Here is a 10,137-nt window from a genome sequence, read left to right on the forward strand (position 1 = left end):
ACCCCATTTTTCATTTCAGATAAATAAATTTGCCATATCATCATAATTATTTTCTTGTGCGACACAACCTGTCACGACAACGGATTACACGCCTGTTACACTCACTTTGTTTTTAAGCACAGTCTAAGGAGCAATGATGTTAGGTGCAATTATCATTAGGAGGAAAAAATGAAAGAATCAAAACAAGTCAAGAAGTTGTTTAAAGCGATTGATAAATCCATCGCCGCACTTAAACAAGAGCAACAAATGCCGCACTATATCGCAGCTCGTACGTCAGGTGAAATCTTCCATGATAAGTTCATTCCGGAAGATGAACGCATTGATTTATCGTTGCTATGGTTGGAACGTGCCGAACAGATTTATGCTGAACAACAAAGGTTTTCAATTAACAAGGTAAAAAATAGCTTACCTTTAATCATTTAATGAGGAGAGGCTAATTATGTCAGTAACACTTTATCGAAAACTCAGAAAAAGCACGCCATGGATTGATGTGCTGACAACTCGACGACGTGGTTCTAAAGTCCTGCCATTGACAGATGAAGAACTACTCAGACTGTGTAGATTCGTAGATGATGAGGGAAATGTTGTATATGATTTAACCGAACAGTATCGCCGATATAAACGAAGAACAAAAAATAAATTGGATAAAGATTGAGGTTATAAAATACCCATTAGGAAAGGGCGATGTCAAGTAGCTGCATCGCCCTTTATTTTCCCTTCCCCGCAAATTTCCGTATAATACCCGCCCATAAAAATCATTCAAAATTAACCGCACTTTCAAGGATTCTAAATGACGCAACCCCGCTTTGTTCACCTTCGCACACACAGTGATTTTTCGATGATTGATGGCATCGCCAAGGTAAAACCTTTGGTGAAAGCCTGTGCGGCAAATAATATGGTGGCGATGGCGTTGACGGATTTCACCAATTTTTGTGGGGTGGTGCGCTTTTATGGCGAGGCACTTTCTTCGGGCATTAAACCGATTATCGGGGCGGATGTGCGGGTGCGTAGCGAGCTGTGTGGCGATGAATTATTTGAGCTGACCTTACTGGCAAAAAATAATACCGGTTATAAAAATATCACGCTACTTCTGTCGAAAGCCTATCAACGGGGTTATGACGATTTACCTTATATCGATCAAGACTGGCTTATTGAGCACCGTGAAGGGGTGATTATTTTATCCGGTGGCACCAAAGGCGATGTGGGGAAAAAATTGCTAAAAGAAAATGCGGCTGAAATACAAAGTGCGGTCAATTTTTATCAAGAATTTTTCCCTGATCATTTCTATTTGGCGTTAACCCGAACCGGCAAGCCTGATGAAGAACGCTATATTAAAGCGGCTTGTGCCTTAGCTGAAGCACAACATCTGCCCTTAGTTGCCACTAATGATGTGGTCTTTTTAAAATCAGAGGATGCAGAAGCCCATGAAATTCGCGTGGCGATTCACGATGGCTACACCTTAGACGATCCCAAACGCCCTAAACTTTACACCGCACAACAGTATTTCCGCACCGAAGAAGAAATGTGTGCGCTTTTTGCCGATATTCCTTCCGCCCTTGAAAACACCCTACTGATTGCACAGCGTTGTAGTGTCACCTTGCGCCTTGGGCAATATTTCTTACCGCAGTTCCCAACGGGGGAACTGAGTACGGAAGAGTATTTGGTGATGAAATCGAAAGCGGGCTTGGAAGAACGTTTGGCGTTTCTATTTCCCGATGAAAAAGTGCGCGCAGAAAAACGGGCAGAATATGATGAACGCTTGCAAGTTGAACTCGATGTGATTAACCAAATGGGCTTCCCCGGTTATTTCTTGATCGTGATGGAGTTTATTCAATGGTCGAAAGATAATAATATTCCCGTAGGGCCGGGACGAGGCTCCGGTGCCGGTTCACTGGTGGCCTATGCGTTAAAAATCACCGATCTCGATCCGCTGGAATTTGATTTGCTTTTTGAGCGTTTCCTCAACCCTGAACGTGTATCTATGCCCGATTTTGACGTGGATTTCTGTATGGACGGGCGAGACCGTGTAATTGAGCATGTGGCGGAAACCTACGGACGGGGTGCGGTATCGCAAATTATCACCTTTGGTACCATGGCGGCAAAAGCGGTGATTCGTGATGTGGGTCGGGTATTAGGTCATCCCTATGGTTTTGTGGATCGCATTTCTAAATTAATTCCCCCGGATCCGGGCATGACCCTTGCTAAAGCCTTTGAGGCTGAGCCGCAACTACAAGTGGCTTATGACAGCGATGAGGAAGTGCAAGCGCTGATTGATATGGCACGCAAACTGGAAGGGGTGACCCGAAACGCCGGTAAGCACGCCGGTGGTGTGGTGATTTCCCCCACACTGATTACCGATTTCTCGCCACTTTATTGCGACAGTGAAGGGCTTCACCCGGTAACCCATTTTGATAAAAATGATGTGGAATATGCCGGGCTGGTCAAATTTGACTTTTTGGGATTACGCACACTCACCATCATCAAATGGGCATTAGATATGGTAAACGCCTGCATGGCACGGGAAGGCAAACCCTTGGTGGATATTGCCTCTATTCCGCTCGATGATCCCCAATCTTTTGAATTGCTTAAACGGGCCGAAACCACCGCCGTCTTCCAATTGGAATCACGGGGTATGAAAGATTTGATTAAACGCCTACAACCGGACTGTTTTGAAGATATCATCGCCTTGGTGGCACTCTTCCGCCCCGGCCCATTGCAATCCGGTATGGTGGATAACTTTATCGACCGTAAACACGGGCGTGAAGAAGTCTCTTATCCCGATGCGAATTATCAGCACGAAAGCCTAAAACCCATTTTAGAACCCACCTACGGCATCATTTTGTATCAAGAGCAAGTCATGCAAATTGCGCAGGTGCTCGCCGGTTATACGTTAGGTGGGGCGGATTTATTACGCCGTGCAATGGGTAAGAAAAAACCGGAAGAAATGGCAAAACAGCGTTCCGTCTTTGAGGCAGGGGCAATTAAAAATGGCGTTGACGGTGAACTTTCTATGAAGATTTTTGACTTGGTAGAAAAATTTGCCGGCTATGGTTTTAATAAATCCCACTCCGCAGCCTATGCCTTGGTTTCTTATCAAACCCTTTGGTTGAAAACCCATTTCCCGGCAGAATTTATGGCAGCGGTGATGACCTCGGAAATGGATAATACGGATAAAATTGTCGGTTTATACGATGAATGTTTGCGTATGGGATTAAAGGTTACCCCACCGGATATTAATGTGGGCAAACACCATTTTAGCGTGAATGAAAACGGTGAAATTGTCTATGGTATCGGTGCCATTAAAGGCGTGGGTGAAGGTCCGATTGAAGCCTTAGTCAAAGCGCGTAACGAGGGGGGATTTTTTAAAGATTTATTTGATCTCTGTGCTCGAGTCGATTTAAAAAAAATCAACCGCCGCACCTTTGAAAGCCTGATTATGTCCGGGGCATTTGACAAGCTCGGGCCACATCGTGCAGCACTTTCTAAAAATTTAGAAGATGCCTTAAAAGCCTCCGATCAACACGCAAAAGATGAAGCCATAGGGCAATCGGATATGTTCGGTGTATTAACCGAAACCCATGAGGAAGTGGAAAATGCCTACGCCCATACCCCTCCTTATACGGAAAAACAAATTTTAGATGGCGAGCGTGAAACCTTAGGGCTTTATTTAAGCAGTCATCCTGTCAGTCGTTATTTAAAGGAGCTTTCTCATTACAGCTCAACACGATTAAAAGAGCTGACACCCAACCGCCGAGGGCAAATCAGCACTGCCGCCGGATTAATTGTGTCATCACGCATTGCGATCACCAAAAAGGGAAATAGGCTGGGTATTGCTACATTAGATGATCGCTCCGGGCGTTTGGATATCACCTTATTTGGCGAAAGTTTAGAACAATTTGGCGAAAAACTACAAAAAGATACGGTCGTGGTGGTCTCCGGTCAAGTCAGTACGGATGATTTTTCCGGCGGTTTAAAAATGACCGTAAGGGAAATGATGACCTTAGATGAAGCCCGTTCCCGCTATGCGAAATCCCTTGCTATTAGCTTATCTGATGAACAAATTAATCCGATTTTCATTAAACAGCTAAAAGAAAAGCTGACACCGGTAAGCGGTGGCACATTACCGATCAATGTTTATTATCAAAGCGCAAAAGGGAGAGCATTGCTGCGCCTTGGTATCCAGTGGTCTATTACCCCTACTGATGAAATTTTAACAGAATTAGTCAATATGCTAGGCGAAAATGCGGTTGAATTGGAATTTGGCTAATCCCCCATTCGCCTCGCCGAATTAACGACACAGGCCCCTTACTGTGCTACAATCACAAGGCAAATCACAGTTTAAAAATAAGAGAAATTATGACCGCACTTAATGTATTAATTTACCCGGACGACCATTTAAAAGTGGTTTGTGAGCCGGTTTTAGAAGTCAATGATGAGATTCGTCACATTGTCGATGATATGTTCGATACTATGTATCAACAAGAAGGCATTGGTTTGGCGGCACCACAAGTGGATATTTTACAACGCATTATCACCATCGATATTGAGGGCGACAAACAAAACCAATTGGTTTTAATTAACCCAGAAATTTTGTCCTCAGAAGGTGAAACCGGCATTGAGGAAGGCTGTTTATCCATTCCCGGTTTTCGTGCTTTAGTGCCACGCAAAGAAAAACTGACCGTGAAGGCATTAGACCGCAACGGCAAGGAATTCACCCTCAATGCGGACGGTTTACTGGCAATTTGTATTCAGCACGAAATTGATCACCTTAACGGTATTTTATTTGTGGATTACCTTTCACCACTTAAACGCCAACGAATCAAAGAAAAATTGATTAAATATAAAAAACAAATGGCGAAGCAGTAATTAAACGGACTTATAGGGAATACCGAGGCTAACAAGTTACCCTCACTTAAACATAAGCCTACCCTGTTAGGGTAGAATATTTATCTCAGCGTTCCTTAAAAGCTCCCCTAAGGGGAAGTTTATGCGTAACCATGGGGAACTTACCCATGGCGAAAAATGCGGTTAATTTTGACCGCATTTTATTTTCTCATACGACTTGGAACATTATTTGACATAACGTAGAACATCATGAAACCACTCAATATTATCTTTGCCGGCACGCCCGATTTTGCCGCACAGCATTTGCAGGCGTTACTCCATTCCCCCCATAACGTGGTGGCGGTTTATACGCAACCTGATAAACCGGCAGGACGAGGCAAAAAATTGCAAGCCAGTCCGGTGAAACAGTTGGCATTACAACATAATATTCCCGTTTACCAACCAAAATCTTTACGCAATACCGAGGCCCAAGCCGAATTGCAAGTCTTGAATGCCGATGTGATGGTAGTTGTCGCTTATGGCTTAATTCTTCCCAAAGCGGTTTTAGAAGCGCCACGTTTGGGCTGCTTAAACGTACATGGTTCAATTTTACCCCGTTGGCGTGGCGCCGCCCCTATTCAGCGTGCAATTTGGGCAGGCGATAAGCAAACCGGTGTCACCATTATGCAAATGGATGAAGGCTTAGACACCGGTGAGATGCTACACAAAGTCTATTGTGAAATTTTGCCTACAGAAACCTCAGCCAGTCTTTATGATAAATTGGCAGCACTTGCCCCAGCTGCACTCATTGAGGTGCTAAACCAACTGGAAAGCGGAAAATTTATCCCAGAAAAACAAGAGGATAGCCAAAGTAACTATGCCGATAAACTGTCCAAAGAGGAAGCCAAATTAGATTGGTCGCTTTCGAGTGCTCAACTGGATCGGAACATCCGAGCCTTCAATCCTTGGCCAATGGCGTACTTCAGCACAGAAGATAAAGAAGGAAATTTACAAACCTTAAAAGTCTATCAAGCCGAAGTTTTACCTCATCAAGATAAACCGGTAGGAACAATTTTGCGTGCCGATAAAAACGGTATTCAAATTGCCACGGCTGAAGGTGTGCTAAATATTCTGCAACTACAACCGGCAGGGAAAAAAACTATGTCGGTTCAAGATTTGCTCAACGGACGTGCCGACTGGTTTCCTATCGGTAAGGTGTTAGCTTAATGAAAAACAAGCCTTCACAGCCCAAAGCGGCAAACCATAAAGCAATGAAAAAAACAGCAAAAAAATCCACCGCACTTTCCTCTAGAGCGGTGGCAGCACAGGTCATTTTACAGGTCCTTGATGAAGGAAAATCTCTTTCAAGCTTAATTCCCGATGTGCAAGCCTGCCTAAAAACACAAGATTTACCGCTGCTCCAAGAAATTTGTTTTGGCGTGTGCCGTGTATTGCCCCGTTTAGAACAGATTATCCAACAGCTTGTCGATAAACCCCTTAAAGGCAAAACCCGTATTGTTCATTGCCTCTTACTTGTTGGCTTGTATCAGTTGCTTTATATGCGAATTCCACCGCATGCTGCCGTAGATGAAGTGGTAAATGCCACAAAAGCTTTGAAATCCGACAGTTTCCGTGGGCTCGTCAATGGGGTATTACGCCGTTTTTTGCGTGAACAGGAAAGCATTTTGGCACAAGTGGATAAACACTGGCAAACCTTGCATCCCGAATGGTTGGTGAACAAATTGAAAAAAGCCTATCCCAATTGGCGTGATATCATTCATGCAAATAACCAAAAACCGCCAATGTGGCTACGGGTTAATACACAAAAAAATAGCCGGGAAACTTACCGCACTTTATTAGAAGAATCAGCGATTTCAGCAGACACCGCCTTTCATCCTCAAGCGTTACGTTTAACCTCACCAATTGCAGTAGAAAAACTCCCCCATTTTTCACAAGGGGCGGTAACGGTGCAGGATCTCAGTGCACAATGGGCGGCCATTTTGCTGGAACCGCAAAATGATGAATGGATTTTAGATGCCTGTGCAGCGCCGGGGGGGAAAACCACTCATATTTTAGAACTCGCGCCACAAGCAAAAGTGATTGCATTGGATATAGAGGCCCATCGTTTAAAACGAGTGGAAGAAAATCTAACACGCTTGAACCAACAGGCAAGGGTAGTTTGTGGCGATGCCACACAGCCCGATGAATGGCTTGCCAAAATCGGACAAAGTGCGGTGCAGTTTGACCGCATTTTATTAGATGCGCCCTGTTCTGCCACCGGTGTTATTCGCCGTCATCCCGATATAAAATGGCTACGCCAAGAAACGGATATTGCGCCACTTGTTGTCTTACAAGAACGTATTTTAAAAGCCCTTTGGGCGAAATTAAAACCAAACGGTATTTTATTGTATGCCACCTGTTCCGTTTTACCGGAAGAAAATAGTGAACAAATTCGCCGCTTTTTATTCACCCAACCCGATGCGCAATTACTCCCCCTCCCCTTTAGAGATGAACAAAATAATGATAAAAGTGCGGTCGGTTTTCAGTTTATTGCGCAAGAAAAGGGTGGCGATGGGTTCTATTATGCTAAGTTGCGTAAACGCGCCTAATTTAAAAGAGGGCAATCATGTTTCCTAACATTGATGTGATTATCCCCTGCTATAATGCAGAAAAAACACTCACTCGTGCGATAGAATCGGTGTTAAACCAAACTTGCCTGGGGAAAATTTGGCTAATTGATGATGCCTCAACAGATAACACCTTTGCATTAGCTCAAAAATGGGCAAAGGCATATCCCGATCGTGTGATGGTAGAAAAAATGCCGCTCAATAGCGACGTTGCCAAAACACGAAATTGGGGGGCATTACAATCTACCAACGAATTTATCGCTTTTTTAGATGCCGATGATGCCTATGAACCGGGTGCCTTGGAAGTAGCCGCCGCGACCTTTCATTTTCAACCGGATACCGCTGTAGTACGTTTGGCTTTAAAACCCATCGGGTTAGCAAATCGTTATGCAGATCACCCTCATTTTGATTTTGCTTGGCAGCATATGCGAATGACCTGCGGTGGAAATGTCGTCTTTCGTCGGGCTTTTTTCTTAGCTTGTGGCGGCTTTCCTCAAGATGCATTATTCCGTACGTTGGGCGGTGAAGACGGTGCACTGGGCATTGCCACAACAAGAATAGGAAAAGTGGCGACACTATTCAATGAGGTAGGGGTGTTACATTATTGTCGAGAGGGCATGCACGCCGAGCGCTTATTGGATTCAATTTTGTTTCAAAAAGCATATGAAGGGATAACGGAAGAAAAAATAGCCGAAGCTAATGCGGTAACCGATGAAATTTGTCGCCAAATGGAAGCCTTAAAGTGCGGTCTAAATTCACCGCAAATTGGTATTTGCCCCCTGATCTTAACAAGGAGTGATGAATGAAAATAATGATTCTTGGAGCCGGACAAGTGGGAAGCACGCTGGCAGAGAACCTTGTGAGTGAGGATAATGACATAACCCTAGTGGACAATGAATCGCCACGTCTCCAAGCCTTGCAGGAAAAGCACGATCTGAGGGTAGTTCAGGGATCGCCTGCTTCGCCAAAGGTATTGCGTGATGCAGGTGCGGCGGATGCAGATTTAATGGTCGCAGTCACTTCATCGGATGAAATTAATATGGTGGCGTGTCAAATGGGGTATACCTTATTCAACACTCCAACACGCATTGCCCGTATCCGTAATTCGGAATATTTGCGTGAAAAAGATAAGTTGTTTAATGATGAAAACATCCCTATTGATCATCTTATTTCACCGGAAAATTTGGTGACCGATGAAATTACCCGCCTCATTGCCTACCCGGGGGCATTACAAGTGGCGTATTTTGCTAAAAATCGTATTAGTGTGGTGGTGGTAAAAGCCTATTATGGGGGGGCTTTGGTTGGGCACGCCTTATCCGCTTTTAGGGAGCATATGCCACATATTGATTGCCGTATTGTGTCTATTTTGCGTAACGATAAAACCATTCGCCCTCAAGGTTCGACGATTGTTGAAGCCGGCGATGAAATCACCTTTATTTGTGCAACAGAGCATATTAAGGCGGTTATTAGTGAATTACAACGCCTTGAAAAACCTTATAAACGGGTGATGATTGTGGGTGGCGGTAATATTGCTTCCGGTGTGGCAAAACAATTGGAAGATCATTGCATTGTAAAACTGATTGAACGAAATGCAGAGCGTGCCCAAACTTTAGCGGAAAAACTCTCAAAAACCTTGGTTTTTCATGGGGATGCATCGGATCAAAATTTATTGTTTGAAGAACATATAGAAAATGTGGATGTATTTCTTTCTTTAAGCAGTGATGATGAAGCCAATATTATGTCTGCGCTGTTAGCAAAACGCTTAGGGGCAAAAAAAGCGATGGTGCTGATTCAACGTATGGCATATATCAATCTTATTCAAGGCGGTACCATTGATATTGCCGTTTCTCCTCAACAAGCCACTATTTCCGCTTTGCTGGGATATGTGAGAAAAGGTGATGTGAAAAATGTTGCGAGTTTACATCATGGCATTGCGGAAGCCATTGAGATCATCGCACATGGTGACGTGAGTTCTTCTAATATTGTTGGTCGGCGAATACGGGATATCCGTTTACCGGCAGGTTGTATTATTGGGGCAATTTTACGCAATAACGAGGTGATTATCGGGCATAAAAATGTTGAAATTCAAGAGGCTGATCACGTGGTGGTCTATCTAAGCGATAAAAAAGCGGTTTCTGAAATTGAAAAATTGTTCCAACCAAGTGCATTCTTTATTTAAGTGTTTACTTTTTAGCTAAAGCTCATATAGAATACAGCCCCATTTATTCATTTATCAAAAGGAAAATTTATGAGCTTTATAAAAGAATTTCGCGAATTTGCGATGCGTGGTAATGTTGTCGATATGGCAGTGGGTGTCATCATCGGTGGGGCATTTGGTAAAATTGTCAGCTCACTTGTCGGTGATGTAGTCATGCCGGTACTTGGCGTATTAACCGGTGGTGTCGATTTCAAAGATTTGAAATTCGTGTTAGAGCCGGCAAACGGTGATATTCTGGCAGTGACATTAAATTACGGTATGTTTATTCAAAATGTCTTTGATTTCGTGATTATTGCCTTTGCAATTTTCTTAATGGTAAAAGGCATTAATAAGCTGAAAAAACCGGTTGAAAAAGCCGCAGCAGAACCTTCCAATGAAGAAAAACTACTGACCGAGATTCGTGATTTATTGAAAAAATAACTGATAGAAGAGCAGACTTAATCAGATTTTAAAAAGGGTTAAAACCTT

Annotated in this window: 9 protein-coding genes; all 9 read left to right on the forward strand. The window is 43.6% G+C overall.

Annotated features, from left to right (window positions below; translation table 11 throughout):
* Nucleotides 1–168: 168 nt before the first annotated feature.
* The 9 genes from BKK52_RS01770 (at nt 169) to mscL (ending at nt 10,089) form a co-directional block, all read left to right on the forward strand.
* Nucleotides 169–423 carry a hypothetical protein gene (locus tag BKK52_RS01770; RefSeq protein WP_077421279.1) on the forward strand — a complete coding sequence of 85 codons (255 nt, stop codon included), beginning with the start codon at nt 169–171 and terminating at the stop codon, nt 421–423.
* 16 nt (nt 424–439) lie between these two features.
* Complete coding sequence (locus tag BKK52_RS01775; RefSeq protein ID WP_077477702.1) at nt 440–655, forward strand: hypothetical protein; 216 nt, start codon at nt 440–442, stop codon at nt 653–655.
* A 135-nt stretch (nt 656–790) separates the two neighbouring features.
* Nucleotides 791–4,267 (forward strand): DNA polymerase III subunit alpha, encoded by a 3,477-nt coding sequence (dnaE, locus tag BKK52_RS01780; RefSeq protein WP_077477704.1) that lies wholly within the window; start codon nt 791–793, stop codon nt 4,265–4,267.
* Between the two features lie 89 nt (nt 4,268–4,356).
* Nucleotides 4,357–4,866 carry a peptide deformylase gene (gene def / locus BKK52_RS01785; RefSeq protein WP_077421276.1) on the forward strand — a complete coding sequence of 170 codons (510 nt, stop codon included), beginning with the start codon at nt 4,357–4,359 and terminating at the stop codon, nt 4,864–4,866.
* Between the two features lie 228 nt (nt 4,867–5,094).
* A complete protein-coding gene (fmt, locus tag BKK52_RS01790) occupies nt 5,095–6,051 on the forward strand; it encodes a methionyl-tRNA formyltransferase (protein WP_077421275.1) in 957 nt (318 codons plus the stop codon).
* Nucleotides 6,052–6,095: 44 nt separating this feature from the next.
* A complete protein-coding gene (rsmB, locus tag BKK52_RS01795) occupies nt 6,096–7,433 on the forward strand; it encodes a 16S rRNA (cytosine(967)-C(5))-methyltransferase RsmB (RefSeq protein ID WP_425272077.1) in 1,338 nt (445 codons plus the stop codon).
* A 17-nt stretch (nt 7,434–7,450) separates the two neighbouring features.
* The gene (locus tag BKK52_RS01800; RefSeq protein WP_077477707.1) at nt 7,451–8,257 is read left to right on the forward strand and encodes a glycosyltransferase family A protein; all 807 of its coding nucleotides are present in this window, start codon (nt 7,451–7,453) and stop codon (nt 8,255–8,257) included.
* Nucleotides 8,254–9,630 carry a Trk system potassium transporter TrkA gene (gene trkA, locus BKK52_RS01805; protein ID WP_077421272.1) on the forward strand — a complete coding sequence of 459 codons (1,377 nt, stop codon included), beginning with the start codon at nt 8,254–8,256 and terminating at the stop codon, nt 9,628–9,630. The genes BKK52_RS01800 and trkA overlap by 4 nt, the downstream gene beginning before the upstream one ends.
* Nucleotides 9,631–9,699: 69 nt before the next feature.
* On the forward strand, nt 9,700–10,089 hold the full coding sequence (mscL, locus tag BKK52_RS01810) for a large-conductance mechanosensitive channel protein MscL (RefSeq protein ID WP_077421271.1): 390 nt from the start codon (nt 9,700–9,702) through the stop codon (nt 10,087–10,089).
* Nucleotides 10,090–10,137: the final 48 nt, after the last annotated feature.

This window comes from Rodentibacter trehalosifermentans, from assembly GCF_002000545.1.
Classification (GTDB): Bacteria; Pseudomonadota; Gammaproteobacteria; order Enterobacterales; family Pasteurellaceae; genus Rodentibacter; species Rodentibacter trehalosifermentans.

What these genes read in the sequence shown, in the direction of transcription:
- BKK52_RS01770 (WP_077421279.1), top strand. Translation starts at nt 169, where the DNA reads ATGAAAGAATCAAAACAAGTCAAGAAGTTGTTTAAAGCGATTGATAAA.
- BKK52_RS01775 (WP_077477702.1), top strand. Translation starts at nt 440, where the DNA reads ATGTCAGTAACACTTTATCGAAAACTCAGAAAAAGCACGCCATGGATT.
- dnaE (WP_077477704.1), top strand. Translation starts at nt 791, where the DNA reads ATGACGCAACCCCGCTTTGTTCACCTTCGCACACACAGTGATTTTTCG.
- def (WP_077421276.1), top strand. Translation starts at nt 4,357, where the DNA reads ATGACCGCACTTAATGTATTAATTTACCCGGACGACCATTTAAAAGTG.
- fmt (WP_077421275.1), top strand. Translation starts at nt 5,095, where the DNA reads ATGAAACCACTCAATATTATCTTTGCCGGCACGCCCGATTTTGCCGCA.
- rsmB (WP_425272077.1), top strand. Translation starts at nt 6,096, where the DNA reads ATGAAAAAAACAGCAAAAAAATCCACCGCACTTTCCTCTAGAGCGGTG.
- BKK52_RS01800 (WP_077477707.1), top strand. Translation starts at nt 7,451, where the DNA reads ATGTTTCCTAACATTGATGTGATTATCCCCTGCTATAATGCAGAAAAA.
- trkA (WP_077421272.1), top strand. Translation starts at nt 8,254, where the DNA reads ATGAAAATAATGATTCTTGGAGCCGGACAAGTGGGAAGCACGCTGGCA.
- mscL (WP_077421271.1), top strand. Translation starts at nt 9,700, where the DNA reads ATGAGCTTTATAAAAGAATTTCGCGAATTTGCGATGCGTGGTAATGTT.